Source organism: Streptomyces neyagawaensis (assembly GCF_023516595.1).
GTDB classification, from domain to species: domain Bacteria; phylum Actinomycetota; class Actinomycetes; order Streptomycetales; family Streptomycetaceae; genus Streptomyces; species Streptomyces neyagawaensis.
On the sequence record NZ_JAMGBG010000054.1, the window covers coordinates 1 to 21,978 of the forward strand.

Here is a 21,978-nt window from a genome sequence, read left to right on the forward strand (position 1 = left end):
CTGGCCCGCGTCTGTGTGGCGTTGGCCGACGACGCCCTGGTCTCGGCCCAGCGGCTCGCCGAGTGGACCACCCGCGCGCCCGAGCTGGAGGAGGAGGTCGCGCTCGCCAACATCGGCCTCGACCTCCTCGGCCAGGCCCGCCTGCTGTACTCCCGCGCCGGCCAGGTCGACGGCACCGGCCGCGACGAGGACGCCTACGCCTACTTCCGGGACCCCGACGACTTCCGCAACGTACGCCTCGCCGAACTCCCGGGCGGCGACTTCGCGTTCTCCGTCGCCCGCCTGCTGGTGCTCTCCGCCTGGAGGCTCGCTCACTTCGAGCGGCTGACCGCCTCCGACGATCCGGTGCTCGCCGCGATCGCCGCCAAGGGCGTCAAGGAGCTGACGTATCACCGCCAGTACGCCGCCGAGTGGGTGGTCCGCCTCGGCGACGGCACCGCCGAGTCCCATCGCCGGATGCGGGACGCGCTGGAGCAGGTCGCGCCGTATCTGGACGAGCTGTTCACCGCGTACGACGTCCAGGACGAGGTCGGGGCGGTGCTGAAGCAGGTCACGGAGGCGGCAGGACTGCCCCTGCCGGCGTGCCGGCCGCTGCCCGGCACCGGCCGTGACGGCGGGCACACCGAGCACCTCGCTCCCCTGCTGGCCGAGCTGCAGAGCGTGGCCCGCGCCCACCCGCAGGCGGCTTGGTGACCCTGATGACGGACGTGCGCCGCGCCCGGCACATTGCCGAGCGCGTGCCGGACCCCGAGCTGCCCATGCTCACCCTGGCCGACCTCGGTGTCCTGAGGGACGTCGAGGTCGGCGAGGACGGGACGGTCGTCGTCAGCCTCACCCCGACCTATTCCGGCTGCCCGGCCATGGCCGAGATGCGTGCCGGCGTGGCCGCGCGCCTCACAGCCGCCGGATTCACGCACGTCCGGGTGCGCACGGTGCTCGACCCGCCCTGGACCACGGAATGGATCACACCGAGCGGCCGCCGCACCCTTGCCGAGCACGGCATCGCGCCCCCCGGGCCGGCGCCGCGACCCTCCTCCGGCTCGGTGCCGCTGACGCTGTCCCCCACCCGCCCCGCGGTGCCGTGCCCCTTGTGCGGCTCGGCCGACACTCAGGAGACCTCCCGCTTCGGCGCCACCTCCTGCAAGGCGCTGTGGCGCTGCCGCGCCTGCCGCGAACCCTTCGAGTACGTCAAGGAGATCTGATGGAGGACCTGCTGTCACCCGGCAACTCCGCCCCCGTGCCCGTGCGGCGACGCCGCCCGGCCTTCCACCACCTGCGTGTGGCCGCCGTGCAGCGGCTGTGCGAGGACGCGGTCGTGGTCGGCTTCGACATCCCGGACGACCTGGCCGAGGAGTTCGCCTTCACCCCGGGCCAGTCGCTCACCGTGCGCCGCGAGGTCGACGGGCGGGACGAGCGGCGCTCCTACTCGATCTGTTCCCCGGTGGGCGCACGGCCGCGCATCGGGGTGCGCGAAGTGCCCGGCGGGCTGTTCTCGTCCTGGCTGGTCCACGACGTACGGCCCGGCGACACCCTGGAGGTGATGGGTCCGGCGGGCGCCTTCACTCCCGACCTCACCGCACCCGGCCACCACGTCCTCATCGCCGCGGGGTCCGGCATCACCCCCATGCTCTCCATCGCCGAGTCCGTCCTCTCCGGCGACGACCGCTCGCGGGTCACGCTGTTCTACGGCAACCGCCGTACCGGCTCGGTCATGTTCGCCGAGGAGCTCGCCGATCTGAAGGACCTGCACCCGGCGCGCTTCCAGCTCGCCCACGTCCTCTCCCGCGAGCCCCGCGAGGCCGAGGTGCTCTCCGGCCGCCTGGACGCCGACCGCCTCTCCGCCCTCATCGGCGGGCTGGTCGACGTCAGCGCCGCGGACCACTGGTGGCTCTGCGGGCCCCACGGCATGGTCCGCGACGCCCAGTGGGTCCTGGCCGAGCTGGGTGTGCCCGACCTCCGTATCCACCAGGAGCTGTTCCACGCGGACGACGCGCCGGTACGGCAGACGCGGCGGCACGAGGAAGCCGTCACCGATGGCCCCGTCAGCCGGGTCACCGTCACGCTCGACGGCCGGTCCACCACCGCCGCGCTGCCGCGGGCGGCCACCGTGCTGGACGGCGCCCAGACGACGCGGCCCGACCTGCCCTTCGCCTGCAAGGGCGGTGTATGCGGCACCTGCCGCGCCCTGGTCACCGAAGGGGAGGCCGACATGCGCCGCAACTTCGCGCTCGAAGCCGCAGAGGTCGAGGCCGGCTATGTGCTGACCTGCCAGACCTTCCCCGTCTCCGAGACGTTGTCCGTCGACTTCGACAGCTGAGGAAGCCATGTCCGTCCACCTGGAAGTCGCCGACGGCGTCGGCACGATCCGCCTCGACCGCCCGCCGATGAACGCCCTCGACATCGCCACCCAGGACCGGCTCGGCGAACTCGCCGCAGAGGTGACCGAACGCGACGACATCAGGGCGGTGATCCTGTACGGCGGCGAGAAGGTGTTCGCGGCCGGCGCGGACATCAAGGAGATGGAGCTCCTCGACCACGCGGGGATGGTCAGGCGCTCGCGCCCGCTTCAGGATGCCTTCACGGCCGTCGCTCGCATCCCCAAGCCGGTCGTCGCCGCGATCACCGGCTACGCACTCGGAGGCGGCTGTGAGCTGGCCCTGTGCACCGACTACCGGATCGCTGCCGAAAACGCCAAGCTCGGCCAGCCCGAGATTCTCCTCGGCCTGATCCCCGGCGCGGGCGGCACCCAGCGCCTGTCCCGGCTCGTGGGCCCGTCCAAGGCCAAAGACCTCGTCTTCACCGGCCGGATGGTCAGGGCTGACGAGGCTCTTCGGATCGGCCTGGTCGACCTCGTGGTCCCGGCCGCCGAGGTGTACGAGCAGGCGCGCGCCTGGGCCACCCGGCTGGCCAAGGGCCCCGCACTCGCCCTGCGGGCCGCCAAGGAGTCGATCGACCAGGGCCTGGAGACCGACCTCGACACCGGTCTCACCATCGAGCGCAATTGGTTCGCGGGCCTGTTCGCGACCGAGGACCGCGAGCGGGGGATGCGCAGCTTCGTCGAGGAAGGCCCTGGCAGGGCGACGTTTCTCTGAGTGCGGATCCGGTCTCTGGACACAGATCCGGGGTGGCCCCTGCATCCCTCCGTTTCCCGCTCCTCGGCACAACCCCGAGCGAAAGCATGCACGGCGTCAAAGCCTGAGGTCACGGGTCAACCCGCCGACGAGCCGGGCGAATTCGGCTCGCTGCCGGTCGGTCAGCGTGGCGTAGAGCGGCGCCTGGAGTTCGTCGGTGAGGTGCTCCGCCCGCTTCCACCGAGGGGTCAGGGTCGCGTCGACGGGATCGGGCTTCGGCCAGCCGTAGTGGCGCGCCTGCTCGACGCCGAGGTTGATGACCATGGCCTCTCGGGCGCTCAGTCCGCTCAGGCGTACCGCCGCCAGATGGCAGGCGCCACGGTGCTCCCGCAGTACGTGTATGCGCTGCATGGCCCCACCGACCGGGTCGTCGGTGGGGCAGGGCTGTGCGCGCCAGCCGGCGAACAGGGGCAGCGCGTCGGCGTCGGCGGCATCGATCAGCTGCTGGGCCAGGCAGTTGAAGTGCTCGACGTCGACGTCGCGGGTGATGTGGTCGCGCCCCCACGTCCGGACGGCCTGCGCATAGTGGGCGGCGGCTTCCCCCGCCGGCATCACGGGCCGTCCCGCCTGCCAGCCCGCGGCCACCAGATGGGGGCCGAGGAAGCCCTGCGCGGCTTGGACCACCTCGACCGGTGCTTCGCCGAGCACTCCGAACCGGCCACGGCAGTAGAAGCCGCGTCCGGGTGAGAACCCGGCGCGCAGACCCACGGCGGCGGTCGCCTCGTCGGACATGAACTCGTCACCGAAATCGTGGATGGGCCGGGCAACCGCCGCGATGCAGTCGAAGATCTCCATGCGCTGAAGGTCGCTCACCATGACTCAACAGGTCAAGGGGATGTTTTCTGATGAAACCCTTCAGCTAATCTATCGAGTCATGCTGGATGTCCGCCGTCTGCACATGCTCAGGACCGTCGCCGCCCGCGGCTCCATCGCCGCGGCCGCCCAGTCACTGGCGCTGTCCGCCGGTGCCGTGTCCCAGCAGCTGTCCGCGCTGCGTCGCGAGGTGGGAGTCGAGCTGCTGCGCCCCGACGGGCGAACCGTGGCACTCACGGAGGCGGGTCGGGTGCTCCTCGAACACGCCGACCGGATCCTCGCCGCCGTGCAGGAGGCCGAGAGCGCCGTCGCGGCGGTCAAGGGCACGGTCGGCACCACCGCCACCCTCGCGGCGTTGCCGTCGACCGTCGCCCGGATCGTGGCCCCCGCGCTGATCGCGCTGGGATCGGACCACCCGCAACTCGTCCTGACCTGCCTCGTCACCGACCAGGCGCAGCTGCGGGAACTCACGCTCGGTACCGTCGACGTGGTGGTGGGGCAGCGGTATCACCACCTGCCCGATGCCACACCCCAGGGCATCGGCGTCACGCCGTTGCTGGACGATCCGCTGCTCGTCGTCACCGCGGCCGACCAGGGCGACGAGCGGCCCGTCGCCCTGCGGGAACTGGCCGAGCACAGCCTCGCCGTGCCGCCGCCGACCACGGACTGCGGACAGGCCATCCTGCAGGCCTGCCATCAGGCCGGCTTCACCCCCACGACGCGCTACGTCACCGCCGACATCGCCACTCAGCTCGCCCTCGCACGGGCCGGCCTCGCCACCGCGCTCGTCCCCCGGACGGCCATCGACCCGGCCTCACCCGGAATCCGCACAGCGCCCATCGAGGATCGCCCCATCCTGCGCCTGCTGTTCGCCGCGACGCGGCACACCGAGACCGCGAACCCGACGACCACAGCCGTCGTCGCGGCGCTGCGCACCGCCGCGCGGGAGAACCGGACCCCGCACCTGCCACCGGTCTAGGACCCGCCGTCGAGCGGTCGCAGGAAGCGGCGCTCGTACCGCTTGATGCAGCGGGTGTCACGGGCCAGTTCGAACGCTTCCCGGCACTCCGGGTCGGACATGCTGTCCGTGCGGTACCGCTCGTACGCGGCCAGGCTGTGAAAGGAGAACAGGGCGTAGGCGATGTCGCTGTCACCCTCACTCGGCAGGAAGTAGCCGTGGTGCGTCCCGCCGAAACGATTGACGAGCCGGATCCAGCGGCGGCCGTACTCCTCGAAGTCCTCGAGCTTGTCGGGGTCGATCTCGTACTTCAGATGAACAGTGATCATGTCCGTATGATGCCGTTTCTGCGCGCCCCGAAGCGCGCGGGGGGAGAGGCCGACGGAGCGGAGGACGGCTCCGGCTTGCGTGAACGCCCCCTCCGTGGGCGTCGCTCACGGGTGGTTGCTGCCCCAGGGGTTCGGCGTGGTGGGAGGAGCCGTCGTGCGCTCTCCGTTCGCGCGGCAGGATTCCGGCTCCGATGGGGGGAGCAGTCGGTAGGCGGCGACCCGGTCGGTTCTGAACCTCACCTCCGCGGTGCCGGGAGTCAGGTGGCCGATGTCCTTGGGCAGTTCGCTCCCGGTCAGGGGCCCGCCCACGTACACCGCCATGAGGACGCCGGTGCAGCCGCCGCGTTCCCCGGCGGAAAGTCCCGCGGGGAAGCCGATGCTTCGGTCGTCACCTCCGCTGGTGGCCAGCCGGATGTGCTGTCCGGGTCTCATGTCCGTACCCGCCGCGGTGGCGGTGAGCTTCCAGAACTGGACCTGCACGGCGATCGGCTCACACAGCGATCCCCTGTTGCCCGCGGTGCGCGGGTGCGTCACGACAGCCGCGTCGTCGGGCGCGGACTCCGGGAACGACACGGCGCGGCGCAGCCATTCCGCCCGCTGCTCGACCGTCCAGTCGCCGTTCTCGCGGCAGCCACCGGCGTGTGCGCTCTCGGCGGTTCCCGAGCAGCCGACGGTCAGCAGCGTGGCGGCCGCTGCCAGTGACGTCAACGACCGGTGTGCGAGATGGGTCCTGGACATGATCTTCCTCGGTCGGAGCGGGCGTGGCACGGAGACCTCGCGGGTGGGGAGCAGTCTTCGGGGCCGTTCCGACGGCCGGGGGGCCGGAAAGGCCATGTGGCCGACTTGTGATCAGTGGGCGCGGTCCGGGCCCGGCGGTGCCCCGGCATTCCGTCTCGCGGGAGCGGCCCTGACGGGGCCGCGGCCGGACTACTGGCCGGTACTGAAGCGGTCAATCGGCTGTCTGTCGCCTGATCTGCCAACTGGTTGAACGTTTGTCCTCCGTTGCCCACGATTCTCCTGTCGAGTGCCCGAAGGCACGGCTTCGGGCCACGCGGAAGAAGCGAGTCGAGCATGGTGCGTGTCCGTCCGGCCCTGGCACAGTTGCCCTCCTACGTGCCGGGTCGCAAACTCCCCGGTGCGGCCGCCCTGGCCAGCAACGAGTCCCCGTACGGGATGCTGCCGGGCGTGGTGGGAAGACTCGGGGAGCTGGCCGGTGGCGTGTCGAGGTATCCCGACATGAGCGCGGCCTCTCTCGTGAGGGCACTCGCCGAGCACCACGGCGTCGATCCGGATCGGATCGCCGTGGGCGCCGGTTCCTCGGAGGTCTGCGCACAGTTGCTGCACTCGGTCGTCGGCCCCGGTGACGAGGTTGTCTTCGGGTGGCGGTCCTTCGAGGCGTATCCGATCCTCACGGCGGTGGCCGGCGGTAGGGCGGTGCGGATACCGCTTCGCGAGCACACGCTGGACCTCGACGCCATGGCCGAGGGCATCAACGGCCGGACCCGACTGGTCTTCGTCTGCAACCCCAACAACCCCACCTCCACCGCGGTCGGCGCGCGGGCGCTGCGCGACTTCGCGGACCGGGTGCCGGACGAGGTGCTCATCGTCGTGGACGAGGCCTATCGGGAGTACGCCGATCCGGCGCTCGTCCCCGATGCGCTCGACCTGCTCGGCGAGCGGCCGAACGTGGTGGTGTTGCGGACCTTCTCCAAGGCGTACGGCTTGGCGGGCCTGCGGGTCGGCTACTGCGTGGCACCGAAGGAGATCGCCGCCACGGTGCGTAAGACGCAGGTGCCGTTCAGCGTCAGCGCGCTCGCCCAGGAGGCCGCCGTCGTCGCTCTGGGTGAGCGCGCGGAGGTCGCCCGCCGCGCCGCGCTCACGGTCGCCGAGCGGGAGCGAGTGACGGGGCGGCTGCGTGCGCTCGGCTTCGAGGTTCCCGACTCCCAGGCCAACTTCGTCTGGCTGCAGCTCGCCGACACCAGCGCGGAGTTCGCTCTGCATTGCCTCAGCGGGAAGGTGGTCGTCCGCCCGTTCCTCGGCGAAGGCGTCCGGGTGACGATCGGTCTGCCGGAGGAGAACGACGCCCTGCTCGCGCTCGCCGCGACCTGGAGAGGCTGAGGGCGTGCGCCCCGGCCCCTACGAGCGGCATCGCGAGCTGCTCCAACAGGCGGTACGGGCCGTTACAGCCGGTGAACGCTGCGCGTCCTTCACGGAGACGACATGGAGCGCTGCCACCAGCACGGGCATGCGCTCGCCCCGGACTGCGGCGAAGGTCTTCGGCTCCCTGCTGGGCCGCGCCTTCGACCTCGACCAGCCCGGTGAGCTCGGCCGGGTGGTCACGGAGTCCTCCCCGTACGGCACGGTCATGGACATCGGCTACCCGCGCTGCGACCCCGCGATCCTGGTGGCGGCGGCAAGGCGGGCGACGGCCGAATGGCGGGTCGCCGGGCTCCACCACCGGGCGGGGCTGGCCGTGGAGGTGCTGCGACGGCTGAACACGCGCAGCCATGAGCTGGCCCTCGCCGTGCACCACACCACCGGTCAGCCGCCTCCGGCGGCGTTCCGGGCCGCCGGACCGAGCGCCCAGGACCGGGCCCTGGAGGCGGTCGCGATCGCTTTCGCCGAGTCGGAGCGCGCCCCTGCGGACCGGCGCCGGGGACAGACCCGTCACCGGGGTCAGTCGCTGCCGGTGTGCGGCACCAGCACCTTGGTTCCGCGCGGGGTGTCGCTTCTCATCGGCTGTCCCGACTACCCCCTCTGGAACGGATATCCGGGCCTGTTCACCAGCCTGGTGACCGGTAACCCCGTGATCGTCGCTCCGCATCCACGCTCCGTGCTGCCCCTGGCGATCACCGTGCGCATCGCCCGCGAAGTGCTGGTGGAAGCCGGCCACGACCCGGACATCGTGACTCTGGCGGTGGCCCCGCCGGGTGAGCGCCTGCACCAGCGCCTGGCCATGGACCCCGCGGTGCGGATCGTCGACTTCACCGGTTCGGCGCGCTTCGCCGACTGGCTGGAGCGGCATGCCCACCAGGCCGCCGTGTTCGCGACCCGGACCGGGCTGAACACCGTGATCGTCGACTCCACCGACGACTACCGGGGACTGGTGCGCGGCCTCGCCCTCGCCCTGTGCCGGTGCAGCGGCACGGTCCGGACCACGCCGCAGAACATCCTGGTACCGGCGTCGGGCTTCGACACCGACGAAGGCCCCAAGACCCTGCGGGAGTTCGGCGCCGACCTCGGTGAGGCCGTGGACCGGCTGCTCGCGCATCCGGCGCGGGTGGCACGGCTGTTGGGCGCGCTCGCGGACGAAGAAGTCCGGGCGGCGCTCGCGGAGGCCGGGCGGCACGGCCCGGTGGTGCACGCGTCGCAGCCGCTGTGCCTTCCGGGTCACCCCGTCGCCGATGTGCGCAGCCCGCTCATCGTCCGGCTCGGGGTGCGCGACGAACGCGTCTACACCCGGGAGTGGCCGGGCCCGGTCGCGTTCCTGGTGGGCACCGAGTCGACCGCGCACAGCCTCGCCCTGTTCCGCGGCACCGTCGGCCGCCACGGCGCGCTGTACGCCGCGGTGCACTCGACCGATCCACTGGTGCTGGCGGCCGCCGAGACGGCAGCGCTCGACGCCGGGGTGCATCTGGTGCAGAACGTCGCCGACGACCTCCCCGGGGATCCGTCCTCGGCCGTCGCCGACCTCCCCGGCACGGGGGCTCACTTCGTCACCGGGCGGTTCCGGGTGCTGCGGTCCCGGCACGCATCCGTGCCGTCCACGACCACGGCCCGGGATCGGGGGCCCGCCGACGCGCTGCTCGACGTCTGACCGGGACGGCCGGTCGGGGGAGGGTCGGGGCCCGGGCGTCGGCCCCCTGGTCAGGCGGTCCAGTCGGCCCCTGGGCCGCGTACCTCGTCGAAGACCAGCCAGGTACGGGTCGAGCGCACCCCGGCGATCGCCTGGATGCGTTCCAGCACGATGTTGCGCAGCGCCTCGTTGTCCGGTGTCCGGACCAGCACCAGGACGTCGAAGTCGCCCCCGACGAGGGCGACATGCTCGACGTACGGGATCTCGCGCAGATCGCGTGAGATGTCGCGCCAGGCGTTCTGCTCGATGGTCACTGTCACGTACGCGCTCGTGCCGAGGCCCGCCCGCTTCGGGTTCAGGCACGCGGTGAAGCCGCTGATCACCTCCTCGGCGAGCAGCCGGCCGATCCGCGTGTAGGCGTTGGCGCGCGAGATGTGCACCTGTTCGGCCAGCGAGCGGACCGACACCCTGCCGTCTTCGAGGAGCCTGCTCAGGATCTGCCGGTCGATGTCGTCGAGCGAGGCGGCAGTTCGTCCGGGCACAGGGGCCGACGTCGAGTCCTTCTCAGACATTTTGCGCTCCCGTGTGACTCGTTCCGGCAGTTCGTCGCTGGTTCGCCCGGACCATTGAACACTTATTTCGTAGTAGCGACCATTCCCATGTCAAGTGTCCAGAGAAAGTGAGCGCCCTCCATGTCCGTGAAGAGCCTCCGACAGACGGTCCAGGGCCTCCTGCCGTCGCTGACGCCGGTGCGGTTCGTGGCCGAGGACGGCACTCCGGCCAAGCCGCCGACCGGATACACCGAGCCCCCGGCCGACCAGCTGCGCGCGGCGTACCGGCACATGGTCCTGGGGCGCCGGTTCGACACGCAGGCGACCGCGCTGACGAAGCAGGGGCGGCTCGCCGTCTATCCGTCCAGCCGGGGCCAGGATGCCTGCCAGGTCGGCGCCGTGCTCGCACTGCGCCCGACCGACTGGCTCTTTCCGACCTACCGGGACTCGGTCGCCCTGGTCACCCGTGGCATCGACCCCCTTGAGGTGCTGACGCTGCTGCGCGGCGACTGGCACTGCGGATACGACCCGGCCGCCACCCGCACCGCACCGCAGTGCACCCCGCTGGCCACCCAGGTACTGCACGCCACCGGCATGGCGGAGTCCCTGCGCCGCAAGGGCGAGGACGGCGTGGCGATGGCCCTCGTCGGCGACGGCGCCACCAGTGAGGGCGACTTCCACGAGGCACTGAACTTCGCGGCTGTCTTCCGCGCGCCGGTGATCTTCTTCGTGCAGAACAACAAGTACGCGATCTCCGTGCCGCTGGCCCGGCAGACCGCGGCTCCCGCCCTCGCCTACAAGGGCATCGGCTACGGGGTGCGCTCCGAGCAGGTCGACGGCAACGACCTCGCCGCGGTCCTGGCGGTGCTGACCGCCGCCGTCGAACACGCGCGCGCCGGGCACGGTCCCTTCCTGGTGGAGGCACACACCTACCGCATGGACGCGCACACCAACGCCGACGACGCCACCCGCTACCGGGACGACGAGGAGGTCGAGCGGTGGAGCGCCGCCGACCCGCTCAACCGTCTGGAGGCCTACCTGCGAGCCCGCGGGGTGCTCACCGACGAAGACGTCGCGGCGGTGCGGGAGCAGGCGGAGACCATGGCGGCGGAGCTGCGCGCGGGCATGAACGCGGAGTCCGTGCTCGACCCGCTGGAGCTCTTCGACCACGTCTACGCCGAACCGACCCCGCAACTGCGCGAACAGCGCGCCCTGTTGGCGTCCGAGCTGGCAGAGGCCACCGAACCCACCGAACCCACCGAATCCACCGGGTCCGTCGGATCCACCACGCCGCAGACTCAGGAGGGCTGATCCGCCATGGCGAAGGTCACGATGGCGCAGGCGCTGAACACCGCACTGTGTGACGCGTTGCGCGAGGACGAGCGCGTGCTCGTCTTCGGCGAGGACGTCGGTCCGCTGGGCGGCGTCTTCCGCATCACCGACGGGCTGACCCGCGACTTCGGCGAGCAGCGGTGCTTCGACACCCCGCTCGCCGAGGCCGGCATCGTGGGACTGGCCGTCGGCATGGCGATGGGCGGTTTCCGGCCCGTGGTGGAGATGCAGTTCGACGCCTTCGCGTACCCGGCGTTCGAGCAGATCGCCTCGCACGTCGCCAAGCTGCGCAACCGGACCCGGGGGCGGCTCACGCTGCCGATGGTGATCCGCGTCCCGTACGCGGGCGGCATCGGCGGAGTCGAGCACCACTGCGACTCCAGCGAGGCGTACTACGCGCACACTCCAGGACTGAAGGTCGTCACCCCGGCGACGGCCGAGGACGCGTACTGGCTCCTGCGGGACGCCGTGGCCGACCCCGATCCGGTGGTCTTCCTGGAGCCGAAGAAGCTGTACTGGTCGAGGGAGGACACCGACCTGGAGCGGCGCGGTGCCCTGCCGTTCGGGCGGGCGGCGATCCGGCGGGAGGGCCGCGACGCCACGGTCGTCGCGTACGGGCCATCGGTTCCCGTGGCCCTGGCGGCCGCGGAAGCGGCGGCGACCGAGGGCATCCAACTCGAGGTCGTGGACCTGCGGACCGTGGTGCCCTTCGACGACGAGACGGTGAGCGCGTCGGTACGCCGGACCGGGCGCTGCGTGGTCGTGCAGGAGGCGCAGGGCTTCGCCGGTGTCGGGGCGGAGATCGCCGCACGCGTGCAGGAACGCTGCTTCCACTCGCTGGCCGCACCTGTTCTGAGGGTCTCCGGGTTCGACATCCCGTATCCGCCGCCCAAGCTCGAACACGCCCATCTGCCCGGTGTCGACCGGATCCTCGACGCCGTCGACCGTCTCCAGCTCGACGACGAGCCGGACACCCGGCATCTGCTGAAGGGAGCGGTCGCATGACCACCGCAATGCTCCAGGAGCAGCTGTTCCGGCTGCCCGACCTCGGCGAAGGACTGACCGAGGCCGAGATCGTCGAGTGGAAGGTCGCGGTCGGCGACACGGTGACGATCGACCAGATCGTCGTCGAGGTCGAGACCGCCAAGGCCGCGGTCGAGGTGCCGGTCCCGTACGCCGGCACCGTACTTCGACTGCACGCGGAGGCGGGCACGGCGCTGGCGGTGGGGGAACCGCTGATCACGGTGGGTGCCGGAGCCTCTGGCGGTGCCGGAGGCACGGGCGAGGGCTCGGGCGTTCCGTCGCCCGGCGGGCCCGCCGTCGAATCCGCGTCGGCAGGGGCCGCCGCGGAGCGATACCGCGAGGAGGAGCAGGCCGGGTCCGGCAATGTTCTCATCGGCTACGGCACGGGCCACGGTCCGGCTCCGCGTCGCCGCCGCCGACGCGCGGGTGTGGCGACGGCAGACGGTACGGGTGCCGAGGCGGCGCAGCCCTTCGGGCCGCTCGCCCCCCGCGTCATCTCGCCCCTCGTACGGCGGATGGCACGGGAGCAAGGGATCGACATCGCCGGATTGACGCCCTCCGGTCCCGCGGGCATCGTCCTCAGACGAGATGTGGAGCAGGCCGTCGCGCGAGTACGGCAAACGGCTGAGCATTCCGGTGCCGCACCGGTCGCTCCCGCTCGGCGGCCGTCGGCGGACCCCGCCCCCGTACCGCAAGGGCGGCCGGAGCCGGATGGTCCCCAGCGCATCCCGCTCCGCGGAGTGCGTCGTGCCGTGGCGGACAAGCTCTCCCGCAGCCGGACCGAGATACCCGATGCCACCACCTGGGTCGATGTGGACGCGACCGGGCTGCTCCAGGTCAAGAAGGCGCTGGAGGCCGCCGGACCCGGCCGCCGCATCGGGCTCATGGCCCTGCTGGCGCGCATCTGCGTCGCCGGACTGAGCCGTTACCCGGAGCTGAACTCCACGGTGGACACCGAACGGCGGGAGATCGTCCGCTACAGCGAGGTGCACCTCGGCTTCGCGGCACAGACCGAGCGCGGCCTGGTCGTCCCCGTCGTCCGTGACGCCCATCTCATGACGACCGCACAACTGGCCGCCGAACTGGCCCGGTTGACCGAGCTCGCCCGCAACGGAAGCCTGCCGCCCGATCGTCTGACCGGCGGGACCTTCACCCTCAACAACTACGGCGTGTTCGGTGTCGACGGATCCACGCCCATCATCAACCACCCGGAGGCCGCCCTCCTCGGGGCGGGACGCATCGTGGACAAACCCTGGGTGGTGGACGGTGCGTTGGCCGTCCGCAAGGTCATGCAGCTCTCCTTCAGCTTCGACCACCGAGTCTGCGACGGCGGTGTGGCCGGCGGGTTCCTGCGCTATGTGGCCGACTGCGTGGAACGCCCCGCGACCCTGCTCGCCGACGTCTGATCCCACCCTGTCCCTCGCGTCAGCCCGGGTGCCCCGCACCCACCAACCTACCGAACGTTCGGCCTGGAGTTGCCAGTGACCACCGACCACCATCCCGACTTCTTCGTCCGCCACGCGGAACTGCTCCACCAGGCGGTGGGGCGTACCGTCGACCGCGGCTACTGGACGCCGTACCCCGAGACCCCCAGCGCCTCCGCGTACGGAGCCGGTGCAGCCGAGCTGGGCGAGGCCGCCTTCCGTGGCCTCCTCGACCACCCCTTCTCCCTTGACGGCCACCCCACCACCGGCACGGTGCCCGCCGGCGAGGTTTCGCCCTACGGCTTCCCGCTCGGCGTCAGCTACCCGTACCTGGTGCCCGAGGTGGCCGTCGCGACGGCCAAGGCCGCCGCAGCGGCCTGGCGCTCCGCGAGCCCCGACACCCGGGCCGGCGTCGCGGCTGAGATCCTCGCCCGGCTGAACGCGGCGAGCTTCGAGATCGCGCACGCGGTCCAGCACACCACCGGCCAGCCCTTCATGATGGCGTTCCAGGCCGGCGGTCCGCACGCCCAGGACCGCGGTCTGGAAGCGGTGGCGTACGCCTGGGCGGAGCAGAAGCGGCACCCGGGCGCGGCGCGCTGGAGCAAGCCGCAGCGCAAGGGCGGGCCGCTGGTGATGGACAAGACGTACACGCCTGTGGGACGGGGCGTGTCCGTGCTGATCGCCTGCAACACCTTCCCCACCTGGAACGGCTACCCGGGCCTGTTCGCCAGCCTCGTCACAGGCAACCCGGTGATCGTCAAGCCGCACCGCAAGGCCGTACTGCCCCTGGCGATCACGGTACGAGTGGCCCGCGAGGTCCTCGCGGAGGCCGGTTTCGACCCCGATGTGGTGCTGCTCGCCGCCTCGCGTGCGGACGAGCGCCCCGCGCCCGCCCTGGCCACCCATCCCGACGTGCGCATCGTGGACTTCACCGGCTCGAAGGAGTTCGGCGACTGGCTGGAGGACAACGCCCGCCAGGCCGTCGTCCACACCGAGAAGGCCGGGCTGAACACCGTGGTCGTGGACTCCACGGACGACTACGCGGGACTACTGCGCAATCTCGCCTTCTCCCTGTCGCTCTACAGCGGCCAGATGTGCACCACCCCGCAGAACATCCTCGTACCCCGCGATGGCTTCCCCACCGACCAGGGGCCGCGCACGGCCGACGAGTTCGCCGCCGACCTGGGCGCCGCTCTGGACAAGCTGCTCGGCGATCCGGCGCGCGCGGCCGCCACCCTCGGGGCCATCGTGAACGACGGGGTGCTGAGGCGCCTCGACGAGGCGACGGGGCTGGGCAGGACCGCTCACCCGTCGAAGGGCATCACGCACCCCGAGTTCGCCGAAGCGGTCGTCCGTACCCCTCTGGTGGCACGGCTCGACGCCGAAGCCGACGAGAAGACCTTCACCAGCGAGTGGTTCGGGCCGGTCTCCTTCGTCATCGGCACCGACTCCACCACGCACAGTCTGCGGGTGCTCCACGACACCGTGCGCCGGCACGGTGCGCTGACCGCCTCCGTGTACGCGGCCGACGAGGCGGCCCTGGACGCCGCGCGTGCCACCGCCCTGGAGGCGGGCGTGCATCTGTCGGAGAACCTGACCGGCGGAGTCTTCGTCAACCAGTCCGCCGCGTTCAGCGACTTCCACGGCACGGCGGCCAACCCCGCTGCCAACGCCGCGCTCACCGACCCGGCCTTCGTCACCGGACGCTTCTCGGTCCTCCAGTCCCGTCGGCACGCGCCCACCCCCGCGGAGGAGAGCTCCCGCGTCTGACGAGGCGCCCCTGATCGACGGGGCCGCCGTACCAGTGGTCGGTGCGGCGGTGCGGCGGTGCGGCGGTGCGGCGGTGCGGCGGTGCGGCGGTGCGGGCCGAGCCGTGGACGAGGTGACACGGAGCGGCCGACCCAGTCCGACCCAGTCCTGTGAGGACACCGGGACGTGGCCACACCGGGCACTGCGGGGTCTTCGCCGACGGCGCCGACAGCACCGAACCGCGCACCTGACCCGCCGTACGCCTCCCACACCGAAATGACCCCCGGCGCTGTCCGCCGGACCCGCCCGTGAGGGTCCGCGAAGCCATGAACGACTGACCCATCGCACCCTGCCGTGCGTCCAGGCACACCGCCGGGGCGCACGGCCGGGACTGTCGAAGGCCGCCGCCACGGAACTCGGGCCCCGGGGCATCCGTGTGAACACCATTCACCCCGGCTTCATCGAGACCGACATGACCGCCTCGGCCGCGCCCGCGCTCCGCGAGGCGCACCTCCGCGAGACACCGCTCGGGCGGGGCGGCACCGTGCACGAGGTCGCCCCGCTCGTGGTGTTCCCGCTGTCCGACGACACCTCCTTCGTTACCGGGGCGGAGATCCCGGTCGACGGCGGTCCTACCGCCCACGGCGGCGTCAAGTCCGTCTCGGACGCGCTGCGCACGGAGACGACCCCGTGACCCCCCGCCCGGTGCTGTTCGCGTCGCGGCCCCCGGTCGGTCACATCCGCGCCACGGCCCCTTCCCCGGCATTCGTTCCTCTTGGACCATTCCTACCGCGCAGGTCACATCCGACGCACCACGTCAGGACAAGAGGTCACCCACCCATGCCTGAAGTCAACCGGCGGCGATTCCTCCAGGTAGCGGGCGCCACCACGGCGTTCACCGCTCTGTCGGCCAGTATCCAGCGGGCCGCCGCACTGCCCGCGCACCACCGTTCCGGCACCATCGAGGACGTCGAGCACATCGTCGTCCTCATGCAGGAGAACCGGTCCTTCGACCACTACTTCGGCTCGCTGAGAGGCGTACGCGGCTTCGGCGACCCGCACCCGGTCACGCTGGACAACGGGAGGACGGTGTGGCACCAGTCGGACGGCACCAAGGACGTCCTGCCGTTCCACCCCGAGGCCGACGACCTCGGCATGCAGTTCCTGGAGGGCCTGCCGCACGGCTGGTCCGACGGGCACGCCGCCTACAACGGCGGCAAGTACGACAAGTGGGTGCCCGCCAAGGGCACCACGACGATGGCGTACCTGACCCGCGAGGACATCCCGTTCCACTACGCCCTCGCCGACACCTTCACCGTCTGCGACGCGTACCACTGCTCGTTCATCGGCTCCACCGACCCGAACCGCTACTACATGTGGTCCGGCTGCACCGGCAACGACGGCACCGGCGGCGGCCCCGTCCTCGGCAACGACGAACGCGGCTACGGCTGGACGACGTACCCCGAGCGCCTCGAAGCGGCCGGGATCTCCTGGAAGATCTACCAGGACATCGGCGACGGCCTGGACGCGGCCGGCTCCTGGGGCTGGATCGCCGACGCCTACCGCGGCAACTACGGCGACAACTCGCTGCTCTACTTCAACAAGTACCGCGACGCCAAGCCCGGCGACCCCTGGTACGACAAGGCCCGCACCGGTACGAACGTCAAGGCGGGCGACGGCTACTTCGACCAGTTGAAGGCGGACGTGAAGGCGGGCCGGCTGCCGCAGATCTCCTGGATCGCGGCGCCCGAGGCGTTCTCCGAGCACTCCAACTGGCCCTCGAACTACGGCGCCTGGTACATCGCCCAGGTCCTCGACGCGCTCACCTCCGACCCGGACGTCTGGGCGCGGACCGCGCTGTTCATCACGTACGACGAGAACGACGGGTTCTTCGACCACGTCGTGCCGCCGCTACCGCCGCGCTCGGCCGCGCAGGGCAGGTCGACCGTCGACGTCGGCCTTGACCTCTTCGCCGGGAGCGCGACGCACGTCGCCGGGCCGTACGGGCTCGGACCGCGGGTGCCGATGCTCGTGGTGTCGCCGTGGAGCAAGGGCGGTTTCGTGTGCTCCGAGACGTTCGACCACACCTCGATCGTGCGGTTCATGGAGCGCCGGTTCGGGGTGCGGGAGCCCAACATCTCGCCCTGGCGGCGCGCCATCTGCGGTGACCTGACCTCCGCGTTCGACTTCTCCCGCAAGGACAGCCGGCCGGCCGCGCTGCCCGACACGGACGCGTACGAGCCGCCGGACCGCGAGCGGCACCCCGACTACCGGCCGACCGTGCCGGCCGACCCGAGCATGCCGAGGCAGGAGCGGGGCCTGCGGCCCGCCCGGCCGCTCCTGTACGCGCCCAGGGTGGATGCTTCGGCCGACCCGGCGGCCGGGACCTTCACGCTCACGTTCGCCTCCGGCGCGAGGGCCGGTGCCGCGTTCCTCGTCACCTCCGGCAACCGCACGGACGGGCCGTGGACGTACACCACCGGGGCGGGCACAACGCTCTCCGACACCTGGAACCTGGCGGCCTCGGGCGGCTCCTACGACCTCACGGTGCACGGCCCGAACGGCTTCCTGCGCGTCTTCGAGGGGCCGGGCACGGGTCCCTCGGCGGGCCTGGAGGTCACCGCGCGGCACGTCGGCGGCGACGTGGAACTGACCTTCACCAACAAGGGTTCCGCCGCGGTGACCTTGAGGATCCGCAGCGGGTACGGCACCGGTCGGGGCCGTACGGTCAGGGTGCGGGCCGGGGCCACCGTCCGGCGCACCGTGGACCTTCGGGCGAGCCACCGCTGGTACGACCTGACGGTGACCACGCCGGCGGCCCCCGGCTTCGTCCGCCGCTTCGCGGGCCACGTGGAGAACGGCCGGGTGGGCGTGAGCGACCCGGCGCTGGGCCGGAAGTCCGACGCCTGAGGGCCTGATGGCCTGAGAGGGCCGGGGGAACCGCGGTCGAGTGTCCGCGCGCCGTCGTGGCCGTTCGCGCGGTTCCCCCCGCCGAAAGGTCGGAGAGGAGTCAGAGAGGGGTCAGCTTGGGGAGCAGGGACGGTTCCGTGGGCGCCTGTTGGGGCTCCAGGGACAGGACCGCGGCCACCGGGTGGGTCTCGTCGGCCGGGTCCGGGTGCGGGTGCGGGTGGGGGGCGGTGCGGGGGGCGCGGGTCAGGAGGACCACGCCCCGGCCCGCCACCACTGCCCCGGCCAGGGCGAGGAGTACGCCCGCCGCGCCACCCCGCAGACCCTCGCCGAGGAGGGACAGGCCGATCACCGCGGCGGCGACCGGGTTCGTCAGGGTCACCACCGCGAGCGGGGCACCCAGGCCGCCCCGGTAGGCCGTCTGCGAGAGGAACAGGCCGCCCACGGCGAAGGCCGCGACCAGGAGGGCCACGACGACCACCTCGACGCTCAGCACCGCGCCCGAGGGGCCGGCCGCGGCCACCGTGACCGTCTGGGTCAGCGCGGACGCGACGCCCGACGCCACCCCGGACGCGGTCGCGTGCCGCAGCCCCGGCCGGGTGCCGCGGCGGGACAGCAGCCCGATCAGCGCGGCCGTGGCCCCGGCGACGGCGACCGCCTCCGGCACGCTCAGCACGTCCACCGGAGCGGAACCGGACGCGGTGACCAGGATCGCCGCGAGCCCCACCAGCGTGAGCGCCGTACCGCGCCACTCCACCGCGCCGACCCGCCGCCCGGCCAGCCGCGCCCCCAGCGGCACCGCCGCCACGAGGGTGAGCGCGCCCAAGGGCTGGACCACGGTCAGCGGCCCGTACTTCAGGGCGACCACGTGCAGCAGCGCGGCCCCGGCGTTGAGCGCGACCGAACTCCACCAGGCGCCGCTGGCGAGCATCCGCCGTACCCCGGTGGTGGCGTCGCGGGCGGCGAGCCGCTCCTGGGCGACGGCGGCGGCCGCGTAGGCGACGGCCGAGACGAGGGAGAGGGCGACGGCGACGAGGGTGGCGTTCATCGGCCCGCTCCGACCAGCGCGGGCTCCTCGACGGAGCGGAGCCCCATAGGCCGCCGGGCGGTCGTGGCCGTCCGGCGCGGGACCCGGATGAAGGCGAGGGCGACGCCCAGCAGGCCGCCAGCCACGATCGCGTCCAGCCAGTAGTGGTTCGCCGTGCCGACGATCACCAGCAGCGTGACCAGCGGGTGCAGCAGCCAGAGCGCACGCCACCGGGAGCGGGTCGCGGCGATCAGCCCGATCGCGACCATCAGGGCCCAGCCGAAGTGGAGCGAGGGCATCGCCGCGAACTGGTTCGCCAGCGAGTCGGTCGCCGGGACGGCCGAGTACACCGTCGGCCCGTACACCTGACCGGTGTCGACGAGACCCGCCGCTTCCAGCATCCGCGGCGGCGCCAGCGGAAAGGCCAGATGGAGCAGCAGGGCGGCGGTGGTGACGGCCGCGAGGACCCGGCAGGCCCACACGTAGTGCGCGGGGCGCCGCAGATACAGCCACACCAGGAAGGCCGCGGTGGCCGGGAAGTGGACGGTCGCGTAGTAGACGTTCGCGAGGTGGACCAGCGTGTCGCCGTGCAGCAGCGCCGACTGCACGGCCCCCTCGCCGGGCAGCAGGAGCGCGCGCTCCCACTCCCAGACGCGGTCGGCGTCGCGGAAGGCCTCGGCGGTGTGCCCGCTCGTCAGCGTCCGGCCGAACTTGTAGAGGAGGAAGAGACCTGCGACGAGCAGGAGCTCACGGACGAGGGGCGGCCGCGGTGTCGCGGCGGCCGGCTCTGGAGGCGCGGTGCGGCATTCCATCCCCCGGCCCTTTCCCTGACGGCGCTGGTGGCGCTGGTTCCCTGGCGGCACACGTACGACACGAACGCGTACCGATACGGAGCTGTTCCGATACGGAGCTGTTCCGATACGGCGCAGTTCCGATACGCGAGTGTACCGATACGGTGCTGTACCGAAACTAGGGGGTATCGATACGGTGCTGTACCGATACGTTGGCGTTCCGGTACAGTGGCGTCTCGGCAGGCCCCAGGGATGTGACCCGACCGAAGGAGACGAGAGTCATGACGTCGCAGGCCGCGGACGGGCCGGACACGGCCGTCGCCTCGCGCCGCTCCAAGATCACGCCCGAGCGTGAGCGGGAGTTCTTCGACGCCGTGCTCGAACAGATCCGAGAGTGCGGCTACGACTCGGTGACCATGGAGGGTGTCGCCGCGAGCACCCGCTGCAGCAAGTCCACGCTCTACCGGCAGTGGAAGAACAAGCCCCAGTTCGTGGCCGCGGCGCTGCGCGCCCGCCGCAGCGTGCGGTTCGGCGGCATCGACACCGGGTCCCTGCGGGGTGACCTGTGCGAGGTGGCCCGGCAGGCGAGCGAGGGGTTCGCCCTGGAGGGCCGGATCTACCAGGCGCTCGGCCAGGCCGTCGTCCAGGACGAGGAGCTGCGGGCCGCCCTGCGCCACGCCCTCGTCGAGCCCGAGATCGACGCCCTCAAGGCGATGCTCGACCGCGGTGTCGCACGGGGCGAGGTCCCCGCCGGCCATCCCGCCCTGGAGTTCATCCCGGCCCAGATCTTCGGAGTGCTCCGGGCCCGCCCGGTCCTGGACGGGCAGGACGCGGACGAGACGTACATCATCCGGTTCATGGAGGCGGCCGTGTTCCCCGCGCTCGGCCTCACCTGATGCTCGGGCCGCCGTTCAGCGATGACCGGACGGCGACCCGATCGCGCCGCACCGTGGGGACGGGGGCGGCGCGCACCCCGCGGCCGGGTGGGGTTCCTCTGGAGCGGAGAGGAACCCCACCCGGCCGACTCACACGTCCTGGCCGTTGCCCCCGCCGCTGGTGATCGCCGCCTTCTTGATGCCCTTGGTGATGTCGTCGATCACCGACTGCTCGGGCGCCTCGTCGCTGACGTCGATGCCGAAGCGCACCACGACGAGCCGCGAGGAGTCGGCCGGGGACGGGAACGCCAGCGACTCGACATAGCCGTCGTCGCCCTTGCTGGTCGCCACCTTCCAGCGGACCAGATAGCCCTTCTCGCCGGCCACGGTCACCGCCTTCGAGGCCAGCTCCTTGTGCGAACTGATCTTCCCGTAGCCCTCGGTGCCGTAGGCGGACTCGGCGTTCTGCGCGATGTCCTCCTTGGCGGCCGCCTCCGCCGTGGTGGCCTTCAGCTTCAGCTCCTTGGCCGGCATCGAGTACGCGCCACCGCGCGTGCAGGTCTTCGAGGGGTCGGCGGGGCACTCGTACGACGCCTCCGTCACCACCTGCGCGCCGACCGGCAGCGGAGAGGTGACCCAGCCGTCCGGCACCGGGATGCTGATGCCGCTCGCCGAGTCGGTGGCGTACCCGTCCTCGGTCTGCGGGGGTCTCCCGGAGCCGTCCGGCGCCGGCGACTGCCCGCCGGAACCGCCGGAACCCCCCGAGCCGCCGGGCCCGCCCTGACCGCCGGAGCCCCCGTCCCGCCCGCCGTCGCCGCCCCGGCCGTCCTGCCCGCCGGAGCCCTGCGACGTCGTGCTGCCGTCGCCGCCGTCCCTGCCGACCAGGGCATACGCGCCGATCCCGATGCACGCCAGGACCGCGACGGCCACGGTGACGGCTATGCCCGTGCGCAGCCCGCGCTTCGGCGCCGGGGCGCCGTACGCCGGATATCCGGGATACGCCGGTGCGGCGCCGGGCGGGTACGGCCCGGCGGCCGGCGGGAAGGCCGGAGGGCCGAACGTCCCGGCCGAGCCCGCGGGCCGGACCTGGTCCGTCCACGCCCTGCCGTCCCACCAGCGCTCGGTGGGCGGCGCGTCATTCGTCTGGCCGGGGTCGGGGTACCAGCCGGGAGGAGTCACCTGCGTCATGACGCCACCGTATGAGGCCCGAGTGAAAAGCGGATGAGAGGGGCCGGAATTGGCCGCGCCGATCGCCGTTCCGCCCCCTTGGTG

Annotated in this window: 20 protein-coding genes and 1 pseudogene; 14 read left to right on the top strand and 7 right to left on the bottom strand. The window is 72.2% G+C overall.

Going from position 1 to position 21,978, the window contains the following annotated elements:
* The 4 genes from paaC to M8J73_RS24330 all read left to right on the top strand — a co-directional run.
* Positions 1-693, top strand: a 693-nt coding sequence (paaC, locus tag M8J73_RS24315) for a 1,2-phenylacetyl-CoA epoxidase subunit PaaC (protein WP_249829048.1), incomplete at its 5' end; no start/stop codon positions are given.
* Positions 694-698: 5 nt separating this feature from the next.
* Positions 699-1,202, top strand: coding sequence for a 1,2-phenylacetyl-CoA epoxidase subunit PaaD (gene paaD / locus M8J73_RS24320; RefSeq protein WP_249829049.1), 504 nt, complete (start codon positions 699-701; stop codon positions 1,200-1,202).
* The gene (paaE, locus tag M8J73_RS24325; RefSeq protein ID WP_249829050.1) at positions 1,202-2,317 is read left to right on the top strand and encodes a 1,2-phenylacetyl-CoA epoxidase subunit PaaE; all 1,116 of its coding nucleotides are present in this window, start codon (positions 1,202-1,204) and stop codon (positions 2,315-2,317) included. The genes paaD and paaE overlap by 1 nt, the downstream gene beginning before the upstream one ends.
* 7 nt (positions 2,318-2,324) lie before the next feature.
* Positions 2,325-3,092 (top strand): enoyl-CoA hydratase/isomerase family protein, encoded by a 768-nt coding sequence (locus M8J73_RS24330; RefSeq protein ID WP_055537082.1) that lies wholly within the window; start codon positions 2,325-2,327, stop codon positions 3,090-3,092.
* A 96-nt stretch (positions 3,093-3,188) separates the two neighbouring features.
* On the opposite strand, the gene M8J73_RS24335 is transcribed toward M8J73_RS24330, so the two are convergent.
* Complete coding sequence (locus M8J73_RS24335) at positions 3,189-3,947, bottom strand: SCO6745 family protein (protein WP_055537081.1); 759 nt, start codon at positions 3,945-3,947, stop codon at positions 3,189-3,191.
* A gap of 58 nt (positions 3,948-4,005) precedes the next feature.
* Here M8J73_RS24335 and M8J73_RS24340 point away from each other — a divergent pair, with 58 nt between their 5' ends.
* Positions 4,006-4,923: a LysR substrate-binding domain-containing protein gene (locus M8J73_RS24340; RefSeq protein WP_055537080.1), complete on the top strand. Its 918-nt coding sequence runs from the start codon at positions 4,006-4,008 to the stop codon at positions 4,921-4,923.
* On the opposite strand, the gene M8J73_RS24345 is transcribed toward M8J73_RS24340, so the two are convergent.
* Together M8J73_RS24345 and M8J73_RS24350 are read right to left on the bottom strand one after the other, a co-directional pair.
* Positions 4,920-5,231 (bottom strand): NIPSNAP family protein, encoded by a 312-nt coding sequence (locus M8J73_RS24345; protein ID WP_055537079.1) that lies wholly within the window; start codon positions 5,229-5,231, stop codon positions 4,920-4,922. The two genes, M8J73_RS24340 and M8J73_RS24345, sit on opposite strands and share 4 nt — an antisense overlap.
* Positions 5,232-5,336: 105 nt before the next feature.
* The gene (locus M8J73_RS24350; protein ID WP_055537078.1) at positions 5,337-5,969 is read right to left on the bottom strand and encodes a hypothetical protein; all 633 of its coding nucleotides are present in this window, start codon (positions 5,967-5,969) and stop codon (positions 5,337-5,339) included.
* A 333-nt stretch (positions 5,970-6,302) separates the two neighbouring features.
* On the opposite strand from M8J73_RS24350, the gene hisC reads away from it, so the two are divergent.
* The gene (gene hisC, locus M8J73_RS24355; protein ID WP_055537077.1) at positions 6,303-7,349 is read left to right on the top strand and encodes a histidinol-phosphate transaminase; all 1,047 of its coding nucleotides are present in this window, start codon (positions 6,303-6,305) and stop codon (positions 7,347-7,349) included.
* A 4-nt stretch (positions 7,350-7,353) separates the two neighbouring features.
* Positions 7,354-9,048: an aldehyde dehydrogenase family protein gene (locus M8J73_RS24360; RefSeq protein WP_055537076.1), complete on the top strand. Its 1,695-nt coding sequence runs from the start codon at positions 7,354-7,356 to the stop codon at positions 9,046-9,048.
* A 50-nt stretch (positions 9,049-9,098) separates the two neighbouring features.
* On the opposite strand, the gene M8J73_RS24365 is transcribed toward M8J73_RS24360, so the two are convergent.
* Complete coding sequence (locus M8J73_RS24365) at positions 9,099-9,599, bottom strand: Lrp/AsnC family transcriptional regulator (RefSeq protein ID WP_055537075.1); 501 nt, start codon at positions 9,597-9,599, stop codon at positions 9,099-9,101.
* A gap of 120 nt (positions 9,600-9,719) precedes the next feature.
* Between M8J73_RS24365 and pdhA the strand changes: the two genes are divergently transcribed.
* The 6 genes and pseudogenes from pdhA to M8J73_RS24395 all read left to right on the top strand — a co-directional run bounded on the left by pdhA (position 9,720) and on the right by M8J73_RS24395 (position 18,016).
* Entirely contained in the window at positions 9,720-10,889 is a 1,170-nt protein-coding gene (gene pdhA, locus M8J73_RS24370; RefSeq protein ID WP_079054664.1) for a pyruvate dehydrogenase (acetyl-transferring) E1 component subunit alpha, read from the top strand.
* 6 nt (positions 10,890-10,895) lie between these two features.
* A complete protein-coding gene (locus M8J73_RS24375) occupies positions 10,896-11,915 on the top strand; it encodes an alpha-ketoacid dehydrogenase subunit beta (protein ID WP_055537074.1) in 1,020 nt (339 codons plus the stop codon).
* Positions 11,912-13,339: a dihydrolipoamide acetyltransferase family protein gene (locus tag M8J73_RS24380; RefSeq protein WP_055537073.1), complete on the top strand. Its 1,428-nt coding sequence runs from the start codon at positions 11,912-11,914 to the stop codon at positions 13,337-13,339. Before M8J73_RS24375 ends, M8J73_RS24380 begins: the two co-directional genes overlap by 4 nt.
* 75 nt (positions 13,340-13,414) lie before the next feature.
* Complete coding sequence (gene paaN / locus M8J73_RS24385; RefSeq protein ID WP_274757668.1) at positions 13,415-15,127, top strand: phenylacetic acid degradation protein PaaN; 1,713 nt, start codon at positions 13,415-13,417, stop codon at positions 15,125-15,127.
* 358 nt (positions 15,128-15,485) lie between these two features.
* Positions 15,486-15,800: pseudogene (locus M8J73_RS24390) on the top strand (SDR family NAD(P)-dependent oxidoreductase); the annotation flags it as partial.
* Positions 15,801-15,946: 146 nt separating this feature from the next.
* Entirely contained in the window at positions 15,947-18,016 is a 2,070-nt protein-coding gene (locus M8J73_RS24395) for a phosphocholine-specific phospholipase C (RefSeq protein ID WP_055538094.1), read from the top strand.
* Positions 18,017-18,116: 100 nt separating this feature from the next.
* Here the strand turns inward: M8J73_RS24395 and M8J73_RS24400 are convergent, their stop codons facing one another.
* Both M8J73_RS24400 and M8J73_RS24405 read right to left on the bottom strand, forming a co-directional pair.
* Complete coding sequence (locus tag M8J73_RS24400) at positions 18,117-19,061, bottom strand: DMT family protein (RefSeq protein ID WP_249829051.1); 945 nt, start codon at positions 19,059-19,061, stop codon at positions 18,117-18,119.
* A complete protein-coding gene (locus tag M8J73_RS24405; protein WP_055541876.1) occupies positions 19,058-19,852 on the bottom strand; it encodes a phosphatase PAP2 family protein in 795 nt (264 codons plus the stop codon). The genes M8J73_RS24400 and M8J73_RS24405 overlap by 4 nt, the downstream gene beginning before the upstream one ends.
* Before the next feature lie 260 nt (positions 19,853-20,112).
* Between M8J73_RS24405 and M8J73_RS24410 the strand changes: the two genes are divergently transcribed.
* Positions 20,113-20,727, top strand: a complete 615-nt coding sequence (locus M8J73_RS24410; RefSeq protein WP_055541877.1) for a TetR/AcrR family transcriptional regulator — start codon at positions 20,113-20,115, stop codon at positions 20,725-20,727.
* A 129-nt stretch (positions 20,728-20,856) separates the two neighbouring features.
* Here the strand turns inward: M8J73_RS24410 and M8J73_RS24415 are convergent, their stop codons facing one another.
* Positions 20,857-21,894 (bottom strand): DUF2510 domain-containing protein, encoded by a 1,038-nt coding sequence (locus M8J73_RS24415; RefSeq protein WP_249829052.1) that lies wholly within the window; start codon positions 21,892-21,894, stop codon positions 20,857-20,859.
* Between the last annotated feature and the right edge of the window lie 84 nt (positions 21,895-21,978).